The following is a 24,427-nucleotide window of genomic DNA, read 5'->3' as shown; positions in this document are numbered from 1 at the left end:
TTTTAATCGATTGAAAATGAAAACTAAGTTTATATTATTTGCGACGCTCTGTTTCTCTATAACAGGATTTTCGCAAAAGAGTGAAATAAAAGATGCTGAAAAGGCATTGAAAGATGGAAATTCGGCAGCGGCAAAAACAGCTCTTGAGTCAGTTTCCGGTGCCATTGCGGGCGAGGACGAGAAATTACAGGCCCAATATTATTTGGTTCTGGGTAAAACTTACGCGGATTTGGCAAAAAAAGGAGATGCAAGTGCATTTGAAAAGGCAGCTTCTTCCTTTACAAAGGTCATTGAGGTCGAGGAAAAAAGCGGCAAGAACAAATACTCGGCCGAGGCCCGGCAGAACATGAGTTCGATGAGTGCCGATCTTGTAAATTCCGCGGTCGAGGATAATGGCAATAAGGAGTTTGGGAAAGCTGCGGAGAAGTTATACCTGAGCTACAAGTTGAGTCCAAAAGATACGACTTACCTGTACTATGCCGCTAGTAGTGCGGTCAACGGCGGTCATTATGAACAAGCTCTAAAATATTATGAAGAGCTTCAGGATATTGGTTATGACGGTAGCGACATGGTCTACAAGGCCACTAATGTAGATACCGGTGAGGTTGAGGAAATGGACAAAACACAAAGAGACCTTATGGTAAAGTCCGGCACCTATAAAGACCCTGTCGATGAGGCTACTCCTTCAAAGAAAGCCGAGATTGTCAAAAATACGGCACTTATCTATACTCAGTTAGGCCAAGATGACAAGGCACTGGAAGCCTATAAAGTCGCTCGTGAAAATAATCCTGGCGATGTAAACCTTATATTGAACGAAGCCAATCTCCACTATAAATTAGGGGACAAAGAAAAATTCAAAGAGTTAATGGCCGAAGCTGCATCAGTCGCCCCCGACAATCCTGATTTACATTATAATATTGGTGTGATTAATATGGAACAGGGTAACTTGGAAGAAGCTAGGGAATCTTATAAAAAGGCGTTGGCGATTAACCCTGGGTACACGAACGCTCAGTTGAACCTTTCTACGACTTATGTTAATGAAGGCAACTCGCTTATCGACGAGATGAACAGCTTGGGGAATTCGAAGGCCGATATAGCTAGATATGATGAGCTCAAACAAAAGAAGGATGACCTCTTCATGGAAGGGGCCAAAGTTCTGGAGGATGCGCTGAAGACCAATCCCGATAACCAAGGTATTCTGACCCAATTGAAGAATATCTACGGTGCCATGGGTGATAATGAGAATTTCATGCGCGTCAAAAAATTATTGGGAGAGTAAGTTTTACTTACCCCATAGAAAAAACCTCCTTATTTTTAAGGAGGTTTTTTGTTTCCAATGGTTTTGTTTTAGTACAAAGCCGTTACACAATCTGTTTGATCACCCTGAGTTGAAAAGTGTACCTCCCTAGTTCGGTATTGAAGATTCCAGTATGGTCGATACGATCTATTCGAACAATTCCATCTACATGGATGATGTAGTTATTTTCCATGAGAATGCCTACATGATATATTTCACCGTCCGAATTGTCAAAAAATGCGAGGTCTCCAGCCTCGCTTTCCTCTATAAAGCTCAACGAAACCCCTTGCATGGATTGCCCTGATGCCGAACGTGCCAATTTGTAGCCATTAATTTTGTATACCATTTGGGCAAAACCGGAGGCATCTATCCCAAAAGGGGTTTTTCCTCCCCAAAGGTAGGGGGTGTTCAAATAGAGCAATGCGGTTTCGACCAGATGTGTTTTTTCTTTTTTTTCGTTCGTAAAGGTACCCTCATGTGTGCCCTTCAGTTCATTGATCGATACGACATGAGATCCCATCAAAACGGGAAGAAGTACTGCTTTTTCGGTTTCCACAAAAGATACCAGGTCAGCGGTGTATGTTTGGTGCTCGATAGTTTCGATGAGGTGATACGAGTCTTCCTCGATTTCAGTAATTTGCAAATTGCTTACCCACCCTTCTGTAGCATCGAAGGCGGCACGAATCCGGCTCCATAGCTTACGGCGTTCCAAGATCTTAAAATGTTCACCGTATAACAGCTGGGAAATCATTTCGGAAGTATCTTCCGCATATATTCGAACGGGAACTAAACTGAGATGGCAAATACCGTATTGCATAGGCAGGGCTGAAGGCGTAAATAAATTATCGTTCGACTATGATGGCCGAGGCTCCCCCACCTCCATTACAAATTGCCGCCGCACCAATTTTTCCATTATTTTGTTGCAGTACATTGAGAAGCGTAACTAGAATTCGGGCACCTGAACAGCCTAAAGGATGCCCTAGCGACACGGCACCCCCGTTGACGTTCACCTTGTTGTCTGAAAGCCCCAAAAGCTTCATGTTAGCCAAGCCGACTACGGAGAAAGCTTCGTTAAATTCGAAATAGTCCACCTCATTGAGCGTCAACCCCGCCTTGTTTAACGCCAAAGGCAACGCTTTAGCAGGAGCGGTAGTAAACCACTTAGGTTCCTGTGCCGCGTCTGCATAACTTTTTATGGTCGCTAAAGGTTTGAGCTGTAGTTCCTTGGCTTTCGATGCGCTCATCAGCACTAAGGCGGCAGCACCATCATTTATGGTAGATGCATTAGCCGCCGTCACGGTACCTTCTTTTGAAAAGGCAGGGCGCAGCGTGGGAATCTTATCAATTTTCACATTTTTGAACTCTTCATCTTCCGAGACTACCAAGGGTTCCCCTCTACGTTGTGGCACTTCGACGGATATAACCTCGTTTTTGAACTTTCCTGTCTCCCAGGCTTGGGCCGATCTTTGGTAGGATTGAATGGCATAGTTGTCTTGTGCTTCACGGCTAAAATCATACTTCAACGCACAGGCATCAGCGCAGACTCCCATGGCATTCTGATCATAAGCGTCAACAAGACCATCTTTTTGCATTCCGTCGATCAACGTGGCCGGTCCAAATTTATGACCTTGCCTCATATGGACGTAGTGCGGTATCAAGCTCATGTTTTCCATACCTCCGGCAACCGCAATAGAAATGTCGCCGAGTGCTATAGCCTGTGCTGCTTGCATTACGGCTTTCATTCCGGATGCACACACTTTATTTACGGTGGTGCAGGGCACGGAATCTGGAATGCCAGCAAAAATAGCTGCCTGTCGCGCTGGCGCCTGCCCATTTCCAGCTTGTACAACGTTGCCCATTATGACCTCTTCTATGAGGCTAGGGGCGAGGTCTATTTTTTTTAGCGCCCCTTGGATGGCTGAGGCACCCAATTTCGGTGCAGGTACTGTAGACAGTGCACCCATGAAACTACCGATGGGCGTACGAACTGCCGACACAATGACAACATCATTCATTATTTCAGTGGAATTTATATCACGAAATTAAGAAATTAATGTGCAATGCCTTTTCATATAGTAATCAAAAGCCTTGGATAAGTATATATTTTTCTATTTTTGGAGCAGAGATACTTGCCCTATGCGAAAATTCTTGGATAGTCTTTTTAGAAATCAATCCCTGATCTACAAGTATTTCTTATATGTGGTCTCAGTGGCCTGTATCGTTTTCTTCTTTCCAAGGGGTGGTAAATTCAAATATGAATTTCGTAAGGGCAAGCCCTGGCAATACGATAATTTATATGCTCCATTTGATTTTTCCATCAAAAAAAGTGAGGCTGAAATTTCGAGTGAGCAGGAAGAAGCTCGTAAAAACCTCGCCAGCTACTATAGATATAACGATTCGATAAAAAGCCAAGTATATAGTGATTTTGAGAAGAAATTTCCAGAGGTATATTCAGATGTTATGTCTTCGCCCGGGGAAATGGCTCAACTCAAGTCCGTTGGTACGGATATTTTAGATAGTCTCTATAAAGTTGGAATCCTAAAAAAATCATCTCCAAAGTTTGTGGGAAAAGAGGTTTATCTCATCCACAATAACGAAGCTCAGCGGTTTCCTGTAAATCAATTAATACGATTACAGAGCGTAGACAATATTATAGAAGGAATGCTACGGGCCAATAAATTGAGTACGTATTCCAGTAGCTTACAGAAATTGTTTTTCGAACTGGTTCGTCCCAATATTTTTCTTGATGAGAGCCTAACCGCACAAGCTTTGGAAGACGAATATGCAAAGATTTCATATACCCGTGGTACTATTGATGAAGGAAAACTTATCATAGCCAAGGGAGAAGTAGTGGAAGGCGAGAACCTTAATATTTTGAATTCCCTTAAGGAGGAATATGAATCAGAGCTTTGGACGGTCAATAATTACTATTTTATCCTTTTTGGATATACGGTTCTTGTAGCCCTGGTTTTGATAATGCTTTTTCTTTTTCTCAAAAGATATCGTACCGAAATTTTTGAAAATGATACGAAGGTCACCTTCATTTTTTTCAACATATTGTTAATGGTATTCGTGACCACTATGATGGTCAAATATGATGAATCTTATGTTTTTGTCATACCCCTATGTATTCTCCCTCTAATTCTTAAGACATTTTTTGATGCAAGGTTGGGGCTTTTCGTGCATGTTTTGACCGTTCTTATTTTGGGGTTTGTCGTTCCCAATAGCTTCGAATATATTTTCTTGCAAATTGTTGCGGGTATTGTGACCATATTAACCGTATCTGAATTGTACAAAAGAGCCAACTTGTTTATTTCAGTAGGACAGATTACCCTGATTTATGTGGTGGGCTATCTGGCTTTTCACACAATACATGAAGGCGACCTTAACAATATCGAGTGGTTTACCTTGGGTCTTTTTTTCTTGAACGGAATGATTACCCTATTTGTTCAACCTTTGATCTATGTATATGAGAAGGTCTTTGGTCTAGTTTCGGATGTGTCTTTGCTCGAACTATCCGATACGAATTCCAAGCTTTTAAAGGAACTCTCCAATAAGGCACCTGGTACGTTTCACCACTCGTTGCAGGTAGCGAATCTCGCAGAAGCGGCGGCCAACGAGATTAGGGCAAATGCGATGCTGGTAAGGGTAGGAGCACTGTACCACGATATCGGAAAGATGTTGAATCCGACCTATTTTACCGAAAATCAAATTACCAATGTAAACCCACATGACGAGTTGTCGCCAAGGGATAGTGCAAAGATCATTATTAATCATGTCATCGAGGGCGTTGAATTAGCAAGAAAGAACAATCTACCCGATAGGGTGATTGATTTTATTCGTTCACATCACGGTACCACCTTTGTGTACTATTTTTTCAAAAAACAACAAGAACTGAATGAAGAAGTCGATGAATCTGATTTCAGATACCCTGGGCCCATTCCATTTTCAAAAGAAACCGCTATTCTCATGATGGCAGATTCTGTCGAGGCAGCTTCAAAGAGCCTCAAGAATCCTACTTTTAGTATGATAGATGAATTCGTTGATAAAATTATTTCAGGTCAAATGCAAGGCAATCAATTTCTAAATGCCAATATTACCTTCAAGGAGATTGAAATCATCAAAAAGGTATTCAAGCAAAAATTGACCAACATCTACCATCTTAGGGTCGAATATCCCGAATAGGACTTAAGTGTTGACCCATTCTATTCTGAAGCTATTTCTTGCCCGAGTCTTTCCAATTTATCATTCAGAGGAAATTAATACGCATCAGATGTGTTTTTCAAAATCGAACTCTTCTTTCGAGTTTTTACAATGTCAAAGAAAACGAGTAAAGAGTGGCACGCTGCAATTTATCGTAAATCGGGGTGTTTGCTTTCGTATGGTCTTCCATAGAATAGAATTCATGTTTTCTTAGGTTGAAAAATGATCAAATGAAATCAATCAAAGTGATAAACTCTCAAATCGTATTGTCAAGATAGGTAGCTTTAACTATTTTTTGAAAAACATTTCTTAATATTTTTGAAGTATGCCTGAATTTTTCTTCAAAAAAAGGAAGATTAAAAATAGGGGCAAAAAAAGAGAATAAAATGTTGCGATCTCGAATTGTAAAAAGTACATTTGCATCCGCATTTTGCCATAGAGCGATCTAAGCGATGTTCTTAAGAAATTATAGGAGAGGTGCCGGAGTGGTAACGGAGCAGATTGCTAATCTGTCGACGCGTAAGTGTCGCCTGGGTTCGAGTCCCAGTCTCTCCGCTTTTTTCCTTTGAAATGTTATAGCCGTTAGGCTATTTCGGGGTGTAGCGTAGCCCGGTTATCGCGCCTGCTTTGGGAGCAGGAGGCCGCAGGTTCGAATCCTGCCACCCCGACAAAGACTATTTAAAACCTTGATAATCAATTGATTATCAGGGTTTTCTATTTTCTGAAACACCTTGAAAACGCCGCAAATCAGTACAAATTTCATAACGAACGTGTCCTATTACGTGTACTATTTTAATCTTACCTTTTAAAAGCGGTTTAAACAAAGGCCTTTAACGTTTGAGTCGTCGGGGAACATGGATTTGAACTATTATATTTTTTGTTAATTATTATTTTACTGAGTGAGTTTATTTCAAGGGTGATTAATACTCCATAGTTGTCAACTTGCCAAAAAAAAGGATATGGTGGCAGTTCGGGTCGTAGATTAAACACTTTGAGGCAGTGAAATTTAAAACCTCTTGAAGCGGAACAAAACACCACATATCAATTTCAGTTCATGCGGACTAAATTCATGGTTTTGGTTTGCAATGAAGTGTTCCTTTCAAGAGCATCGGGAAGGGTTAACGGAATGGAAAGTGAAAAGCGAGGATTGTGTCCAAGACAATTGTGAACGAAGCTTAATACCCGTAATGGAGAGTATAGGAATGGTGTGGGAATGGGCTGAGGGTAATGAAAAATTTAAATTTAAACAACCGATTGGATAACTATTGACCTTAGAAATTTGTGATTTTAATATAAGGTAAGTACACTATTTAAGCGTGGTATTCTAACTTTTTAAAATTTATAATTTAGACCAACCAAATAATCACCACCTCCGCTCTTAAAAGACAGTTCAAAATGATCTCTAGCATAGGGTGTTGTAAACAAATAAGTACTTCCAATTCCTACCAAAGCTCCAGAGAGTATATCCCAACCGTCATGACGGTCATTTATACCTTCAAGTCTACTATATCCTACAAAACCCGCTACTAAGTAAGCAGGAACACCATATTTCCAGCCGTAGCGTTTTTGTACAAATGATGCCCCTTCAAAAGCGAAAGAGGTGTGCCCTGAGGGAAACGCATGGCCATCCAGTCTACCTTCTGGACGTGGTTTATTGATGGCATACTTCAAAATCCAAGTTGCAGTTAGATTAGCACCTGCCGATTTTGTCAATTGCCAAAAGCCTTTATTATCTTTTTTTGCCAGAACAGTTATTAAGGAAAGAGCCGTGGGCGCAAATTGTGCATAATCACCAATTTTTTCAATGTTGGTCTCCAGGGCAATTTCTTTAGGCGATTCAATAGTTTGAGAATTGACGCTATTAAGGGCTAGTAAAAAGAGGGATAAAATTATGGGTTTCATAAAATTCAATAATTGATTACTACATTCAAACTAAGCTTTAAAAAGATGTCGCTTAAGCTTATTAATATTTTCCTGTTTTACGGGTTCAAGTATTTCCATTCCATAATTGGCAAAGTATTGGTGCTGCTCCAAGAAGTTGATATTAAGAGCGTCCCATTCCTTATCAGAATATTTGATTTTCCGATATTTTTCCCATTCTGCACGCAGTAGTTCGTTCTTTGATATGTATGATTTTGTACCTAGATGAAATAAGTCAGCGTCGCAAATGATTTTTTCGCCAATATTAATGGGAATTTGAGGTAACTTAGTTGCTTTTATACAATCATGGACCTCATTGATGATATTTTCATCATATCCATTCTTTTCCATATATAGTTTGGAATATGCGGCACTTACCTCCTCGTGTCCCTGAAACCTTATTGCATTGCCAGTGTCATGAAACAATGCAGCCAGAAGTATTGGTCGAAGTTCATTGTGGGAGACCTTAACATATTCCGCTATTTTATTGACATTATTAAAGACTTCCATCGTATGTTGCAAGTTGTGGAATGGCAACTCATTACAACGGCTGTTTTCAATAATACATTTACAATGTTTGACTGCCTCTGTAATTGATTTTTTCATCATTAGAATTTATAGATAAAGCCTAAGGCAAAACTGTCGGAATCGCTTGCAAAAGAGAGTTCCATATGTTCTTTTTGATAGGCAGTAGTAAACAGATACGCACTACCGATACCTATTACTGCCCCAGCCAGCACATCCCAACCGTCATGTTTTTGGGCGTTGAGACGGCTATAGCCAGTAAAGCTTGCCAATACGTAGGCAGGAACCCCAAATTTCCAACCATACCTCCTTTGGATAAAAGCTGCACTTTGAAAAGTGGTCGATGTATGTCCAGAGGGAAAGGCCCTGTCCCCATTACCATATGGACGATTTTTGTTTAGTGAATATTTTAGACCAATGGTCACGGCCTGATTGAGCAAGGCGCCTTTGGTAAATTGCCATGTGCCCCTGTAATCCTTGGCTATCAAAGAGCCGGTCAGGGCCGTCGTGGGCAATGTAAAAAGGAGTACGTCTCCGGCGGTTTCTATTGCCTTGCTCTGTGCGAGCGATTTGCCCGTAACAAAAAGCAGAAATACAAGTACAATAACGTACGGTCTTATTTTGAAAACGTTTTTTGCTTTAAAATCGAAATAATATCCTGACATCTACCTGTTTTTTAAATCTTGAGAGTCTTCGTTAAACTGATTTTCCCAAGAAATTCAATACCAAAGTAGTATTCAATTCTTAAGACAATTTAAAGTGTTCCTTTTCCTGAAAATTTAAGTGGGAAGGACTATCGGGCGACCAGTACGCGCAACGATTTTTCCTTGATGGAAATTTGCAACATCCCGCTTTCGATTTTATGAGGTTCCCCGTCGATCTGTGATTCGAAATGTGTAGCGTTGTTCCTGGACAATTGAAGTTCCTTGGTTTGAAAGCTCTTGGCCTCCTTTAACCAATACACCCTTCTGAACAGTATCAAAAACCCCAACCAAAACATTTTTAGCCTACCGATCTTGGTAATTATAAGTATGTCCAGAAGGCCATCTTGTAGCGATGCTTTGGGTGTAAGACTGAGATTATATCCCATTTCATTGGAATTTGAAATCAAGATGATGAAGGGATTTACCAAACTGTTCATGTCATTAATGCTCACGGACAGATCCTTATTTTTTCTAATATCCCGAAAGGATGTGAGGCAGGCGTTAACATAGCCATACAGCGTTCTTTTCTGAGAAGATTCGTAATGTTTGATAACACTGGCATCAAATCCGATACCCATATTGCTAAAAAAGTAGCGTTCATTGATTTTACCCACATCTATATTTATAGTGTGCTGATTTTTTATAATGGCCAATGCTTTTCGAAGGTTCTTGGGAATTTTCAAGTTCGAGGCCAAACCGTTGCCCGAACCCATAGGAAGAATTCCCAATGATATGGAAGTGTCTACCAGACAAGATGCTACTTCGTTAATGGTGCCATCGCCGCCACAAGCAACTATGATATCCGCCTTTTCGGCTATTGATTCCATCGTTAGGATGATGGCATGTTTTTTATACTCCGAATATTTTATAGTCAATCTATGAAGACTTCCGATAAAAAATGATTCGATAAATGTTTGGACAAAATCTGGCTTACCTCTTCCAGCAATGGGGTTTACAATAAAATGGATGTTAATCATTTTTTATGGGAATTCAGCCGCAACCCTCCGTTACTATAGAGATAGTCGGCCACTTGATAGTTTGCAATTGCCGTTTCCAAAAAGCCTTTGTCCATAGGTAGTGGGTTCAAGCTATTGTCCGAAGGGTTGCACTGATAAAAGTTGGCCGTTTTACCGTCTCCTAATACCACTACCTTATTGTCTTTCAAAAAGCCCAACTTTCGGTAATTGGCTATAAAGGCACGTTCGTCTTCAGGTTTCATATCGAGGATATTTTTGCCGAACAAGTTCGTTTCGTAGTCCCATCCAAGCATAGCAAAAAGAGTCGGGAACATATCAATCTGCGAACTTAATTTGTCTATTTTCCGTGATTTCGAATTCGGCAAGTTGTAAATCAGGGCGGGAATATGATAGTTCTGTACATCGAGTTCCCAACGACCGGCGCTGCTAGCGCAATGATCGCTCATGATGACGAAAACGGTATTCTTGAACCAAGGTTTGGTCCGTGCGGCTTTTAGAAATTCTCCGATTGCGTAATCGGTGTATTTGATGGCCCCGTTCCTACCAGTTCCGGAAGGAATATCAATTTTTCCTTCAGGATAGGTATAAGGTTTATGGTTGGAGGTCGTCATCACAAAATCGAAAAAGGGTTTGTCCGTCTCATGTGCCTTATCGGCCTCCTCAATGACCTTATTATAGATATCTTCGTCACAAACGCCCCAAGCGTTCTCAAAAGTTACTTCATCGTCCCCGATATTGGTTCGAGTGGTAGTAATACTTTTATCCAATAAAAACCCCCTCCCTCGATCTATGATATTGAAACCGTTTCCTCCAAAATAGGTGTTCATATTATCGAAATAGCCATCGCCGCCATAAAAGAAATTTCGTTCGTAGCCTTTACTCCTGAACACTTCCCCGATGGTAAAAATGCCTATGTTGTTCTTGCGTTTCACGATACTGCGTCCGGGTGTGGGAGGAATAGAAAGGGTAATGGCCTCCATGCCTCTTACAGTTCTCGTACCCGTTGCGAAGAGATTGGTAAAAAATATACTTTCGTTGGCTAAAGAATCCAGAGTGGGTGTGATGTTAAAATTCCCGCCCAACGCATTCAGGTATTTTCCACTCAAGCTTTCGATGCAGATAAAAATCACGTTGGGTCTTTGATTCTTTTGAATGCTGTCAGAACTACGGATTTCCCGTAGAATCTCCTTTTTATCGGCATGTACAAACACATCGCCTTCTGCCACATAGGTTCGTTTTATCTTGCTAAATGCCTGGTCTTCCGGAATGGTTCTGTAGAATTCCGTATAGGCCAATTCATTATTACGAAAGGCGGCAAAAAAAGAATAGATGCCTGCTTTGGAAAGTTCATTGTTATAGCGGTTCTCTGACCATTCAGCCTGATCGTTAGAAACGAATAGACCGTAAAGCAGGGCAATCGCAAACCAAGGTAATGCAGCCACAAATTTCACCTTGAAATTTGTTTCATTTTTATATGTTCTTCGGAAATACCCGAATTTAGAAGTCAAGAAAAGGGTCAAAGCGACTAATGTCAATAAGGATCCTAGCAAAATAGGCAATGGATATGACTCGTTGATATTCTTGACGACTTCATACGTATAGATCAAATAATCTACGGCAATAAAATTGTACCGTCGCTGGAATTCGTCCCAAAAGGTAAACTCGCCGAAAAACGAAAAGTAAATGATGAGTACCCCCAAGAAAAATCCAAAAACAGAAATGATCTTGTCCGCCAAAGACCCGTACCATCGGACTGGAAAAAATATTAGATAAATCAAATACGGAATGGTAAAGATGGAAACTGTGCCAATGTCAAAAAGAAATCCAGTGACTATCGTCCGTAAAAGACTGAAAATATTGCTATCAACCTCGTCAAAATCCCAAATCAGAAAACTGAGCCTGACCAAAAGGGAAACTGATATAAAAAGAACCACGAATGCCTTCAGCAAGGCGAAACGGTTAGGGAACAATCTAGACCACATTCTACATGAATTTGCGGTCAAAAGTAGGTTTGAAATCTAAAGGAAAGTTAAAGTTAAATGAGGTCTGATTTCTTACATAATACTAGTTTTATTCATGTAAATTACTAGGTTTCAGTTACAGTTTATTTATGAATGGAGTTAGTTGTTACCGTCTTGCGAATTACCTCAGGGTTGCCGAATAATATTGTTCATGCTATGGCAATATTTTTAATCCCCTTTCTAAAAATACATTGTCGTTGCTTGATGAATGGGAAAGCGGGGATATTCTAATTAGGATTGAATACTTTTTATAGGTGTGGCGCTAGGCATTTCTTTTTTGCCCATACACTCAAATTGAAATAATGTTAATCGTTCTCAATTTTAATTCGAGACCGGAACCTAAAGTCGTCATAGGGAATAATTTTCATACTTCCATTCAAGGAGAACCGTAATCCAAAAAGCCATCCGTTATCGATTACCTCAAAAATATACCCAAAAGTACGCTCCCCATTTATTTCGTACACATCGCTTATAGTAGCATTCGGATATGAATTTTGAACCCTTTGAACCAAATTTTGGGGAACATCTTTGCCGTGTAAAGCAATCTCAAAGTTCTCAAAATTACCAGATGAAGTATAGTGCGCAGTCATATAATAAAACTTCTCCATTTAAAAGGAAACCACCCAACCACTTTTAGGCCCTCTTTTCCATTCGATATCCTTTGCGCCTTTAAACTTTTTCAAGAAATTATCGTTTGCTTTTTTGGGAACCGATTGTGCGCATGCCAGCACCAGAAATAGGGACAAATAGAGTAGCAGTGCCTTTTTAGGGCATATTTTGTGATAACTAGCCAATGCTGCCTTATTTGTCATATTCTTGTGATATGTTTCAATAGTGTAGGGGAAATTTAGAAGATGATCCTAAAGCTGACCTGAAGGAAATCTAAAGCAATTCTCTTGTTAATGGAGAGGTATAAAGAATCACTATGACATTAAATTATTCCCATTTCGATTCAACTAGAAGCTGGTATTGTAGGAATCGGCATAAAGATCTTATAAAAATGGTCGGAATTTACATCCGACCATTTTCAACTAACCAATCAAAACTCAAACTATGAAAAACACCTAATCCTTATCATCTTTGTACACGTCTTTGGACATTTTATTATCGACTACCTTACCATTGGAATCCATGTTCACTTCAATTTTTTCTTTACCTTTTTCCAACTCGAATTCGTAAACAGAACCTTTTACCGTCTCTGATAATTCGGCTTCCTCGATTTTGTATCCGGTAAATTCGGTGTCCAAGGTCGTTTTGACCTTCGCTGGAATTGCATTCTTTTTTATCTCATGCTCAGTTTCTTGCCAAGTGCCATCCTCTAAAAAATTGGCAGAATATTCAGTACCTTTCATTTTGAATTCAGCCTCCCACTCGGTTTCATTTTCTTTGTCCCACTTGACTTTTTTTACTGATGGAAATTTTTGGGCGAAAGAATCTTTAACTTTTTGTGGAGCATCTTCGCTTGTACCGAAAGCGTAAATACTTGATCCAATTGTAGCGGCAAAGAGTACCGCTCCTAAAATTTTTATTTTTTTCATCATTTCTAGTATTTTAATTATTATTAATTGTGCTTAAATTACAGGGTAAATGTAGTGGCGAAATCTAAAGATGGGTTAAAGCAATTCTAAAGGGAATTTCAATTAACAAAACTTTGGCTAGAACTTATATTTTAGGCCTGCCCGGATGATTTGGGTCTCGTAGTAATTCTCGTAAAGAGCGGTAAAACCCGCTCCATACACTTCTTGTCGAATACCGAACGTGTTGAAGATATCGGTGGCGGCAAGCGTGAGTTCGCCCTTGTTCTCCCAAATGTTCTTTTTAAGTCCAAAATCGATTGAAGAACGGCTTAGTTGTTCGCCCTGTGGGATATTTCTGTTGGAATAGTATACCCCCGTCAGCTGTGCAGAAATTTCCCAAGGTAATTTGAATTCGCTGGTCAGCTTCGCATCCCAAGCCCCTTCCGAGGATTCCTCGATCGAGAAGGGTCGTTCAAAAGGAAAGAGCAACGAACCCTGATATGCATCGATGGCATTCATATAATAGTTTGCCGTGGCCGAAATTTTAAAGGAATTGGAAATATCTTGACTTAACAAAAACTCTATGCCTGTATTAGTCGCACTGCCTGTGTTCTGATAGATACGGTTTACGATATCGTAATCCGGATTGGAATTATCGATAGCGAAAATGCGCATATACTGGTCCTTGATAATTCTATGATAAAGTGCCGAAAAAAGAGAGCCGGTACCCCATGAATATTTATGCGCCAATTCAAAAGCATCGGTAAACTGGGGACGCAGATACGGATTGCCCACTTTCAAAAGTTCGGGATCATCATATTTTGGAAATATGCGCAGTTCGGGTTCCCCCGGTCGGTCGATTCGTCTATTATAGAACGCGGAAATTTTGTTGTTGTCGTTCAGCTTATACGTAAACCGAATACTAGGAAAGAGTTTGAAATAGTCGTATTTGTCATTGTTGGGATAGTATACGTTCACAGGGTCTAAATTGTAGAACACATCAGTCTGCTCGGCACGTAGTCCCGCTTCCACATCGTATTTTTCCTTTTCCAAAAGATAATTAACATAGCCTGCGTAGAGGTTCTCGCCCCAATCAGAAAAAGAGCCCAAATCCGGATATATAATAGAATTGTTGCCCGGTGTAATGGTATAGTCGACCGGCAATCTTCGTATCCTGAGCTTGGCACCTAGTTCTATACGCCCATTTTTTAGAGGCCTTACATAATCGGTGGAAACACTGGTCGTATTCTCTATGGCCCGGATATTCGTTTTGTCCCGCCCGATACGAACCGCCGAACTATCGTTCAGGGAATAGGTCTCGTCTTCAAGGCCCTGCGTATATTGGGCGTTGGCGCTCAGAGTATGTCCCGCTTGCTCAAATTTATGTCGGTAGTTCACTGCCGCATTGATATAACGGGTTACTTCTTCCTCCTGCCAATTGTAGAAACGGTTTCGGGCATTGGCATTCAAATCTATAAACGCGACCTGGGCGGTGTCGATATGTTTTTCCCGATCATAAAGGCCTGAAAAGGTAAAACTGTTGTTATCATCGGGGTCGTAATCGATACCACCGTTGATGATTGAACGGAACTGTTTTCGGTTTTCGGGGACCTGAGAAATAATATTTCGACCATCATCATAATTACGGGTCGTAAATTCGTTATTGGGCAGCGCTTCCTGAAGAATAAATTCCGATTGTAGAAAATAGTTCATCTTGTCCTTCTTATAGTTTAGGTTGACGCTGGGAATCAGTTTCGGGTTGACCGAAAAACTACCAAGATCCGTCTTGGTATCGGGTTTTCGTTTCCCCAAAGCGCCCAAGCCAAAAGACATTCCGATATCGCCATTGAAGCCGGTCTGCTTTTCTTTTTTGTAAACGATATTAATGATACCCGCAAAGCCGTTAGCATCATACTTTGCGGACGGATTATTGATGATTTCGATTTTCTCGATGTTGGATGCTGGAATATTGCCCAGCCCCTTTTGGTTACCAAAACCGGTAAGGCTACTTTGCTTACCATCAATCAGCACTACTACTTTATCGCTTCCGCGGAGTACCACTTTACCTTCTTGGTCGAAGGCGACTCCCGGCATGGTCTTCATGGCATCCAAAACGGAACCACCGGATTGTGCAATATTATTAGCCAGATTAAACGATTTCTTGTTCAACTCGGAATTCGTGGCCGCTTCGTTCCCGACTACTTCTACTTCTTCCAAAGCTTCGGCAGATGGGGCCAGTTCGATTTTTCCCAAGTCGAATATGGTGTTCAAGCCCCCGGCCAACAAGGTCTGTTGTGCACCCGTATACCCGATAAATGAAAAGTATACTTCGTATTTGCCAACGGGCAGTTCCTGTATTTCGAACCTACCCTCCTCATCGGTTATCGCACCGGTTATTAAAGTATTGTCCTCAAAAGTATGTACGGCCACATTGGCAAAGGGCAAGGTTTCCTTCGTTTCGCCATCGAACAATTGGCCGCTGACGGTTATGGTTTCTTGTGCAAAAAGGAATGAAAATGTACTTAGGAAAAGAAATGAGCATAAAATTCTCGGCATTCTTGCACTTTTTATCAATTAATAATCCAAAAATACGGTTGAAAACTAAAGGGAATCTAAAGTTCCCAAGCCACTGTGGATAGTATCAAAATAGCCATCCAATTATCATTTGAACTTAATGGAAAATACATGCTTATTTTGTTCGAAACTATAAACAACTGTGAATCCATAAAGTTCACAGATGCGTTTTACAATGGCCAGACCTAATCCTGTGGATTTTACGGTTTCAGATTCCCTATAGAACCGGGAATACAACATCTCTGGATGTTCCAATGCCTGTATGCCTTTGTTCGAGATCGTAAGGGAATTTTCCTTAGCGGATACTTCGATTTTACCTTCTTGTGGGCTGTATTTTATGGCATTTGAAATAAGATTGTTACAGAGTACTTCGGCCAAATGGACGTCCATTCTAACCCCTATTTTGTCCATAACGGAAAATTCGATCTCCGCATTGGATATCTCATGAAAATTTTGAACGGTTTCCTCGATAAGTTGCGTAATATTAATTTGTTCCAGGTTTACAAACTGCTTATTCTCGATTTTTGTCAATAGGGTCAGTCGCTTGTTCATCTGCGTTAGGCGTTGAATATCTTTTTGTATGGAGGTCAAATGCTCAAATTGCATGTCATTCAGATGGTCGCCATTGATAATATTTTCGATTTTGGCCTGGATAATGGCGAGTGGGGTTTGCAATTCGTGCGAAACATCTTCTGTAAACTGTTTGAGGTTTTTATAGTCAGTTCTCACTTTGTTGGTAAGCATCATGACCTCTTTGTTCAGCTCATTGAATTCGAGAATACGACTTTTTTCCAAGGGGATGGGAGTGTCGGAAGAAAGCGAAAAGGTTTTCATCGCCTGTAAGTTTCTAAAAAACGGGGCCCATAGTTTTTTGTTTTTCTCCCTATTGAAGTAGAATTGTATCAAAATGACTAACAGGATAATAAGGAGATAGGAAAGAATAATGGCGAAAAGGATATCTTCCGACTCCACAATGAGGTTCCGAACCGTTATCTTATAGTTCTTACCGTTGATATTCTTAAATGAGACCAATTCCCTAAACTCTTCCATTTCTTTTTGTGAGGGATCATAAATGATAGTATCCTTCACTTTTTCGGTACCCATTTCGGGAACTTGTTCAACTTCGAGTACTGGCGGCAGTGAAAATGGAGGTTTGCTCAATTGTAAGGCACTTTCTATCCTGGCCTGTGTGGAAAAAAGTTCTTCCTCTACCTCTTGTTGCATCAATTGCTTCACGTAGAAATAAAGCGCAACCGTGCTGAGTAACATCAAGAGAGCACTCGTTAACAAAAAACCTTGTGAGGCCTTCCTTATCAATCGTACTTCTTTCATCATTTTTCCCAATATTAGTCCGCTATAAATTTATAGCCGCTACCGTATGCCGTTTTGATATATTTGGCGCCTTCCGCGGTCATTTTTTTTCTCAAATTGTTGATATGTACATAGATAAAGTCAAAATTATCGGCAAGGTCGCTGTTGTCACCCCACAAATGTTCGGCGATAATTTCTTTGGAAAGTACCCTCCCTTGGTTAGTTAAAAAAAAGACCAAAAGATCATATTCTTTTCGGGTTAATGATAGTGCCCTACCATTGATATATGCTGTTCGCGATTTGGTATCGACCATGATTTCGTTGAAGGTAATGGTATCGTCGCCACCATATTTGCCCCGCCTTAGCACCGCCTTGATCCGAGAATTAAGTTCTGCCAAATGAAAGGGTTTTGTAATATAGTCGTCGGCGCCCAAGTCCAGTCCATCCAATTTGTCATCAAGCGAGCTATTGGCCGAAATGATGATAACCCCAGCATCTCTTTTATCCTTTTTGAGTTTTTTCAGTACATCTAGACCACTGCCAGTCACTAAATTGACATCCAATAAAATAAGATCGTATTCATAAAGATCAACTTTGTAGGCAGCATCATTATAATCGGATGCAACCTCGCATACGTTACCGTCCCGTTCCAAATAGGTAGCTATGGATTGTTGCAAATCAATCTCGTCTTCTGCAATAAGAATTTTCATTTGTGTTTTTTGTACCATAAAGATACGGCTCGATTCTAAGGGAAATCTAAAGAATGATTCTTTAAATAACCCAGACCATATTTGACCATTAAACTGTAAAAAATTCTCTTTCCAGTAATTGGGGTGCCGGGAAGTATCGAGTTGAAGAAAATGTTTTTACAACTTTCTTCAAAATGATTGGTATTCCGTTGTTTGTTCAACCGCTTAATTTTCTCTTTATTTCGGGCATCCTGGCCATTGTGGTCTCGTAACCAATGGTAAATAGTTCGTCGGACTTCTTAAGGTCGAACAGGCGATAAGAGTAGCTCCTTTCGATTTCCAAAGCAACATTGCAGTGCTTAAGTCGGGGCAGGACAGTATTCCAAATGGCAAGTTGAAGGCAGCGCGTCCCAATATTTCTCATTCCCTTTAGCTCCATTTGTTCTTCATGGGGGCTGACACTAGAACCAATAATCTTGTCGCATACCTTTAACAAGGGTTCAACCGGAAGATTGTTTAACAGACCGCCATCCACATAAATATTACCGTTCATTTTTACAGGTTTGAATAAAAGGGGAAGTGCACAGGAAGCCAAAAGTGGTTCTATAAAATCGCCGCTTGATATAATTTCAAAATTTCCCGAGTTAATATTGGAAACACAAACGTGTAATTTGGTTAATAGTTCTCTATGACCGTTTGCATCGATATGGCTTTTTAAAAAATCCCTTAAGTATGTTAGTTCTGTCAGTCCTTTGTTGAGAAGGCCTATTTTAAAAATCTTTAAAAATGACTTTTCATGTGACAATTCCAAAATTTCCTTCGGACAGTATCCATAGCAATATAGGGCGGCTATAATACTACCCGCACTTGAACCGGAAATATGATCGGGATAAATACCATTTTGGTTCAGGGCATAGAGTACCCCGATATGTGCTGCGCCTCTTGCACCACCTCCAGATAAAGCGATTCCTATACTCATTTATTCCTTTATCAGTTTCAAAATTATTGGTAGTACAATTAGCAATAAAGGTAAGGCAAAGGCCAAACCCCCTATTACGGCAATGGCCAAAGGCTGATGTAGCTGCGCACCTGCACCTATTCCCAAAGCTAAGGGGATCAGGGCCATTATAGCTGCAAATGCCGTCATTAATTTGGGTCTTAGCCTTGCAGCTATGGCATATTCGATTTTCTTCACATGGCTCAATGAATTATTGCTTTCTTGATACTGCCTATATGTAAAAATGGAATTCTCACCGATGATGCCCACGATCATAATAATTCCCGTATAGCTACCAACATTTAGTGGTGTTCCTGTCAAGAAGAGGCTCAGAAGCGAGCCCGCCACGCCTAAAATGGCGATTACAATAATGGCCAACGCAATCTTTATTTTTCGGAATAGAAATAGAATGACAATAAACACCAATAATATGGCGGACACCAAAATCATCAATAGTTCTTTAAATGCTTTTTGCTGGTCTTTGTAATCTCCCCCATATTCAATACTATAACCGGAAGGAAGGCTGATGTTTTTGGTCAATTGGGCCTGTATATCCTTCAAAGTAGAACCCAGATCCCGATTGTTCAATCTCGCCGTGACCACGCCCATCGATTTTTGGTTTTCGCGGTTGATTTCGGCTACGCCCTTGCCCATTACAACGGTAGCTACTTTATTTAGAGGTATGCTCAACCCGGTAGGGAGCAGAATCGAGGTGTTCTTAATATCGGAAACAGTAGTCTTATAGGCATCCGGATAGATCAGGCGGATATCTACAATTTGCTCCCTATCAATCATATTGCTGACCACCGTTCCTTCTATCTGGGTCTGTAGCTGCAGCTGAAAATCGGCAGGGGTCATACCGAATTTAGCCAAAACAGGAACATTGGGAATCAGGGAAAGGGTAGGCCCTGCAACGATTAAGCCGTCATTGACATCGGCGGTACCGTTGACCTTTTCTATTTCCATGGCAATTTCTTTGGATAACATTTGCAGTCGGTTTACATCATCTCCGAACACTTTGACCTCTATGGGTTGTACCGAAGACATCAAGTCGCCCAACATATCTCCGATGACCTGACCGAAGTCAATGGTCAGTTGGGGAACTACCTCTTCTATTCGAAGACGTATTTCATCCGAAACCTCCGTAGTAGTCTTGCTTCGCTTATCCTTTAATTTTATCAAATAATCGCCTCGGTTCGGTTCGGTAATAAAAAATCCCATTTGTGTACCCAACCTGGCGGAATAGGCCGCTACTTCGGGTTGGGTATCCAAAATACCGTTAACAATTTGTAACATGCGGTCGGTTTCTTCCAACGTTGTGCCTGCAGGACTGTTGTAATCCAACACTATGCTTCCTTCGTCCATTTCGGGTAAAAACCCTGAAGGTAGTTTTGAAGGAATGATTACGATAATAGCAATACAAAGCACCATAAATACAATGCCGATAATGGGTCTCTCTAAAACATTGTGAATCCATTTCGTCTTTGGTTCATGCTTTCGTTTCAGGATTTTTTTCCTTGTAAATAGTATGGACAATACGGGAACGAGTAACCATGTAACCAAAAACGAGGCAGCTAACCCAATAATCATACTGAAGGCCATCACTTGAAAATAGGCTCCGGCAACGCCCGTCATCAAAATAAAAGGGATGAATATGACTAGCGTACTCAAAGATGATCCAATCATGGCGGGAAACAAATGGCCTATTGCCTCTCCCGCAACCCAGCTCATTGGCTTGTCATCGTTCTCTTCCCGAATTTTATGAATCTGTTCGATAATGATGACGACGTCGTCGATCATCAAACCAATGGCCGCAGCTACCGCCCCCAAAGTCATAATATTGAAGGTGTAACCAATGGCATCCAACACAATCAATGTAAGGGACAGTGAAACGGGAATGGTAAACAGTACTACCATACTTGCTGAAAAGGACCGCAAAAAGAAAATCACGACCAATAAAGCCAAGGCCAATCCTATCCACAGTACATCTTTTATGCTTGCAATGCTCGTTGTAACAAAATCTGCCTGCTTATAATACGGTTTTAGGCTTACCCCTTTCGGTAAAATGTTTGCCAGTTCAGCCACCTTTTGCTCGATGGTATTGTTGACATCGATAAGGTTGGCATTTGGCTGTTTTACGACCGCGATTATCGGGACGTTCTTTCCGTTTGCCAGAATCTTCACGTATTCCTTGACCTCGTTGACCTTTACATCGGCAACATCCTTTAATCGAATCAGACGATTGGGACTATTGATGATGACCAATTCCTGCAGATCGTTCAGGTCATCGACCGCATTGTCGGTCAGCGTAAGGTACATACGGTTGTAATCGGTAATGTACCCATTGGATTGCAATAAGTTAGAATTGACCACGGCATTTTGAATGGCCGAAATCGAAATGCCCAACGATTTGATGATATCGGGACGTAGCTCGACCTGATATTCCTTGTCTTTACCGCCGATGACCGCAATGTCTGAAACACCCGGCGTTGCCGCTAGATACGGCTTTACCGTATATTTGGCGATTTTTTTCAGGTCCACTTGAGAAAGTCCTTCGCCTTCCAAGGAATAGCCCATAACCGGAAGTATGGATGGGTTCATTTTTTCCACCGAAAAGACGGTATTGGGTAGAATACTCCCCTGGGATTGGTTGATAAAGGATTCGATCTGCGATTTTGCCGTATTGATGTCGGTGCTCCAATCCACAAAAACGGAAATCTCACAACTTCCCCGTGAAGTGGTACTTCGTATATATTGCAAGCCTTCGGTACGTCGGATGATGTTTTCCAACGGAATGGTTACCGTAGTCATCATCTTGTCCACCGGTTGTTGACCGGCATCAGCGATGACCTTGATTTTTGGAAAGGTTATATCCGGGAAGAGACCTGTTTTGAGGTTTTTATATGAAAAGATACCCCCGATCAAAATCAAGATACCAATGGCCAGTAACGGGAACCTATATTTTGAGTAAATGTTGTTCATGGTTTTTTTACGCTTACGATGGTCGAATCCTGCATTTGATAACCACCTTCGGTAACTACCTTATCTCCTAATTGCAATCCGACGGAATGAATCTGCACCAGTGAATCGTTCTTCAGCATCGGGATTATGGGATGTTTTATGGCAATCGAATCATGGGTTAACTTCAAGACCCAGAATTCCGTCAGTAGTTCATTGGTTTGTACTGCAGCTTTAGGAACGGCCATCGCTTTTTGATCCTCACGATAAACCATGCGTACCTGAACGTTTAGGTTTTCCGGCAGGTCTAAGTTCGGAAGCGCAATCAAGAAACTCTGCGATTGGGCCACCGGATCTATTGTTGGCAACGTACCGGTAATCTTTGCAGGAATAGATTTCTCATTCTGTAAAACGATTTCGCATTCGGAGCCGACGGAAACATAATCCTCATATTCATAAGGTACGTTTACTTGAATGACCAATGACTTCGGTTGTACCACTGTGGCCAGAATATCGCCTTCGGCCAAATAGTCGTTTTTGGTCACGTTGAGAACCGTAATCACTCCTGTAGCATTGCTCTGAATACTTTGGGGCTTTACGAATCTGGATAGGGAACTGTCTATTTTTACGGCCTCCTTCAACGCGTCCTGTTCTTTGGTACGGACGGTAGCAAAAGTCTGTCCCGTTCGGATGGCATCCCCAATTTTGTATTTCATCCAAGAGACATAACCGGTAACATTGGAGCGGATGTTTTCCTTTTTCTGGAATTGAGTGACCCCATTGAATGTAAGATATTCCTTTATATCATGCTGCTGTACCTCGGCCACCTGAACGCTGATAGGCGCTTTTTTATCCGGAATGTTGTCCGCATTATTTTTACAGGACCACGTTATCAGGAAGACCATGAAGATCGGGAGTTTCATTAAGTATCTGTGTTCCATATATTACCAGTTTATAAAGTTATATTGGCTCTGCAATAGCCAATGATTGGTCTGCATTTGCAACTTCGTCTGAACATTTAATTTGTAGTTCTGGATGACGTTCAGGTAATCGACGATGGATACCTGCCCTTGCACCAATTTACCTTTGTAAATCTCCAGTACATTCTGCTGTTTTTGTAGTTGTTTTTCGATTACCTGCATATTTTCTTCCAAAGAGGTCAGTTGCGCTTCGATGCTCTTTAAATTATTTTCCAATTGTACCGCTGCATTCTCCTTGTAAAACTCAAGGTTTTCTTTTTTGATTTCGTTTTGCTCGGCATTGTACTTCCGCTTTTTCCCATTATAGATCGGTACGGTCAAACGCAATCCGGCACTTAGCCCGACCCTCTTGTCTATATTGCTCAATTCCACGGCATTTAGACCTGTATTCCCATACAAGCTTAACTGAGGTTTGTATTGGTTCTCAAAAACCTTTTGGTCTGCCACCACCTGTAAGCTGTCATTTTCGAATCTTCGTTGGTAAAAATTGGTTATTGGAGCATTTGTAGTCATCAATTCCGGAAGTGAAAGGCTATCAGTTTCGGTCAAGGGTAATCCGCTCAAACTATACAATTGATTAATAGCCGTTTTAAGATTATTACGGATTTGTTGAAGCTCCAATCTTTTCGAATCAATGTCCAGTTGTAATAATAGGTAATCGCTTTCCATCAAGACTGCCCTTTTTACCAGAAGTTCGACGACCTTCAATCGGTTTTCAAGATCTTTTAAGATTTCAATCGTAAAGTCTTTCTGTAATTGCAGCTGATAAGCAATGATAAAGGCATCGGTAATATTCTTGACCAAATTATGTTCTATTTCCTCGGCCGTAAGGGAAAGGGTATTATTTTGCACCTTGTTTTGGAACAGTAGATTATCGACCATCTTTTGGTTGAAAAGGTTTTTGGTTACGTTCAATTGTGCGGAATAGAGTCCGCCGTTCGTAATACCAACATCGTAACCATAAGCCCTTGGAGAGGGTGTGGTAGTAACATCGATAATCCTACCATTGTTATTGAAATAAGGAGCGAACTGTACTTCAGAGGTTGCATTGACCTGAAATGCCTTGTTCTGAGCGATGATGATATCGTTCTGTATTTCGCCTATTCTCTGTAGGTTGTAATTCTCTCTTAGAACAGGAAGATTCTCTTTTGCCTGCGAGATGAAATACTTCAACTCGACTTCTTGCGCTTTTAAAGAAAATGTGACTGTAAAAAGCAGTAGCCAAAAAGCCAAATACCTCATTTGTAAAAATTTGATTATTACGTAGCGAAAGTAGTCGGGAAATCTAAAGAAGTTCTAAAGAAAAGATTAGGTAGGTTATTTGTGCCTGACAAGGGAAGTGTGTTGACTTGCTGCGCTATGCCATTCACTTCCCGTTGCAGGACTAAAAATATTTAATTGAAAGTTGAGAATAGGGTAAATATAATTGTCAAATCTAAAGTTGGTTTAAAGAAGTCATTTTATGTGAAATTAAATGTATTGGTTGATTTTAAATTCGGACGCTCTTAGGCAAGTCCTATTACCAACGGCACGTTGATTGTAGTCGTCTCTTTAATCTAAATCGTGGTTGCTCATTGTTAAACTATTTTTGAGTTAGCATACTTTTTAGTTGAGCATCTGATTCTTTTTATATCTTTAAACTATCAGAAAGTAAGTCATCCTACTTTACGTTCATTTAAAATTGCGTCAACAAATCGGTCAACAGTTAAGTTTTTGAATTTGCAACTAATTGATATACAAATAATTATAGGGTA

Annotated in this window: 19 protein-coding genes and 2 tRNA genes; 4 read left to right on the top strand and 17 right to left on the bottom strand. The window is 40.7% G+C overall.

Annotation, left to right across the window (positions count from 1 at the left end; translation table 11 throughout):
* Nucleotides 1–16: 16 nt before the first annotated feature.
* The gene (locus F2B13_RS05890; protein ID WP_149303580.1) at nt 17–1,279 is read left to right on the top strand and encodes a tetratricopeptide repeat protein; all 1,263 of its coding nucleotides are present in this window, start codon (nt 17–19) and stop codon (nt 1,277–1,279) included.
* A gap of 82 nt (nt 1,280–1,361) precedes the next feature.
* On the opposite strand, the gene F2B13_RS05885 is transcribed toward F2B13_RS05890, so the two are convergent.
* Nucleotides 1,362–2,114 (bottom strand): C40 family peptidase, encoded by a 753-nt coding sequence (locus F2B13_RS05885; RefSeq protein WP_149303578.1) that lies wholly within the window; start codon nt 2,112–2,114, stop codon nt 1,362–1,364.
* A gap of 25 nt (nt 2,115–2,139) precedes the next feature.
* Nucleotides 2,140–3,312, bottom strand: a complete 1,173-nt coding sequence (locus F2B13_RS05880) for an acetyl-CoA C-acyltransferase (protein ID WP_149303576.1) — start codon at nt 3,310–3,312, stop codon at nt 2,140–2,142.
* Nucleotides 3,313–3,433: 121 nt separating this feature from the next.
* Here F2B13_RS05880 and F2B13_RS05875 point away from each other — a divergent pair, with 121 nt between their 5' ends.
* The 3 genes from F2B13_RS05875 to F2B13_RS05865 all read left to right on the top strand — a co-directional run bounded on the left by F2B13_RS05875 (nt 3,434) and on the right by F2B13_RS05865 (nt 6,168).
* Entirely contained in the window at nt 3,434–5,482 is a 2,049-nt protein-coding gene (locus F2B13_RS05875) for an HD family phosphohydrolase (protein WP_149276342.1), read from the top strand.
* 489 nt (nt 5,483–5,971) lie between these two features.
* Nucleotides 5,972–6,055: transfer RNA gene (locus tag F2B13_RS05870), tRNA-Ser, on the top strand.
* 38 nt (nt 6,056–6,093) lie between these two features.
* Nucleotides 6,094–6,168 (top strand) — tRNA-Pro (locus tag F2B13_RS05865).
* A 664-nt stretch (nt 6,169–6,832) separates the two neighbouring features.
* Here F2B13_RS05865 and F2B13_RS05860 read toward each other — a convergent pair.
* The 15 genes from F2B13_RS05860 to F2B13_RS05790 all read right to left on the bottom strand — a co-directional run bounded on the left by F2B13_RS05860 (nt 6,833) and on the right by F2B13_RS05790 (nt 23,915).
* Complete coding sequence (locus F2B13_RS05860) at nt 6,833–7,402, bottom strand: phosphatase PAP2 family protein (protein ID WP_149276341.1); 570 nt, start codon at nt 7,400–7,402, stop codon at nt 6,833–6,835.
* A 30-nt stretch (nt 7,403–7,432) separates the two neighbouring features.
* The gene (locus F2B13_RS05855) at nt 7,433–7,930 is read right to left on the bottom strand and encodes an HD domain-containing protein (RefSeq protein WP_198439822.1); all 498 of its coding nucleotides are present in this window, start codon (nt 7,928–7,930) and stop codon (nt 7,433–7,435) included.
* Nucleotides 7,931–8,028: 98 nt separating this feature from the next.
* Complete coding sequence (locus tag F2B13_RS05850; protein WP_149276339.1) at nt 8,029–8,610, bottom strand: phosphatase PAP2 family protein; 582 nt, start codon at nt 8,608–8,610, stop codon at nt 8,029–8,031.
* A gap of 128 nt (nt 8,611–8,738) precedes the next feature.
* On the bottom strand, nt 8,739–9,626 hold the full coding sequence (locus tag F2B13_RS05845) for a diacylglycerol/lipid kinase family protein (protein WP_149276338.1): 888 nt from the start codon (nt 9,624–9,626) through the stop codon (nt 8,739–8,741).
* Nucleotides 9,623–11,608 carry an LTA synthase family protein gene (locus tag F2B13_RS05840; RefSeq protein ID WP_149303574.1) on the bottom strand — a complete coding sequence of 662 codons (1,986 nt, stop codon included), beginning with the start codon at nt 11,606–11,608 and terminating at the stop codon, nt 9,623–9,625. Before F2B13_RS05840 ends, F2B13_RS05845 begins: the two co-directional genes overlap by 4 nt.
* A gap of 344 nt (nt 11,609–11,952) precedes the next feature.
* Entirely contained in the window at nt 11,953–12,237 is a 285-nt protein-coding gene (locus F2B13_RS05835) for a hypothetical protein (RefSeq protein WP_149276336.1), read from the bottom strand.
* Nucleotides 12,238–12,255: 18 nt separating this feature from the next.
* On the bottom strand, nt 12,256–12,459 hold the full coding sequence (locus F2B13_RS05830; RefSeq protein WP_149276335.1) for a hypothetical protein: 204 nt from the start codon (nt 12,457–12,459) through the stop codon (nt 12,256–12,258).
* A gap of 252 nt (nt 12,460–12,711) precedes the next feature.
* Nucleotides 12,712–13,188, bottom strand: coding sequence for a PepSY-like domain-containing protein (locus F2B13_RS05825; RefSeq protein ID WP_232623019.1), 477 nt, complete (start codon nt 13,186–13,188; stop codon nt 12,712–12,714).
* Nucleotides 13,189–13,302: 114 nt separating this feature from the next.
* A complete protein-coding gene (locus F2B13_RS05820; protein WP_149276334.1) occupies nt 13,303–15,720 on the bottom strand; it encodes a TonB-dependent receptor domain-containing protein in 2,418 nt (805 codons plus the stop codon).
* Nucleotides 15,721–15,825: 105 nt separating this feature from the next.
* Nucleotides 15,826–17,073 (bottom strand): sensor histidine kinase, encoded by a 1,248-nt coding sequence (locus tag F2B13_RS05815; RefSeq protein WP_149276333.1) that lies wholly within the window; start codon nt 17,071–17,073, stop codon nt 15,826–15,828.
* A gap of 11 nt (nt 17,074–17,084) precedes the next feature.
* The gene (locus F2B13_RS05810) at nt 17,085–17,759 is read right to left on the bottom strand and encodes a response regulator transcription factor (protein ID WP_149276332.1); all 675 of its coding nucleotides are present in this window, start codon (nt 17,757–17,759) and stop codon (nt 17,085–17,087) included.
* 196 nt (nt 17,760–17,955) lie between these two features.
* Nucleotides 17,956–18,717, bottom strand: coding sequence for a patatin-like phospholipase family protein (locus F2B13_RS05805; RefSeq protein ID WP_149303572.1), 762 nt, complete (start codon nt 18,715–18,717; stop codon nt 17,956–17,958).
* Nucleotides 18,718–21,717 (bottom strand): efflux RND transporter permease subunit, encoded by a 3,000-nt coding sequence (locus F2B13_RS05800; protein ID WP_149303570.1) that lies wholly within the window; start codon nt 21,715–21,717, stop codon nt 18,718–18,720.
* Nucleotides 21,714–22,634, bottom strand: a complete 921-nt coding sequence (locus tag F2B13_RS05795; protein ID WP_149276329.1) for an efflux RND transporter periplasmic adaptor subunit — start codon at nt 22,632–22,634, stop codon at nt 21,714–21,716. The genes F2B13_RS05800 and F2B13_RS05795 overlap by 4 nt, the downstream gene beginning before the upstream one ends.
* A 3-nt stretch (nt 22,635–22,637) precedes the next feature.
* Nucleotides 22,638–23,915, bottom strand: coding sequence for a TolC family protein (locus tag F2B13_RS05790; RefSeq protein WP_149276328.1), 1,278 nt, complete (start codon nt 23,913–23,915; stop codon nt 22,638–22,640).
* Between the last annotated feature and the right edge of the window lie 512 nt (nt 23,916–24,427).

The sequence above is a fragment of the Pareuzebyella sediminis genome, assembly GCF_008367235.1.
In the GTDB taxonomy this organism is placed as follows: Bacteria; Bacteroidota; Bacteroidia; order Flavobacteriales; family Flavobacteriaceae; genus Pareuzebyella; species Pareuzebyella sediminis.
Note: the sequence above shows the minus strand (reverse complement) of the source record. Positions and strands in the feature narration are given on the sequence as shown.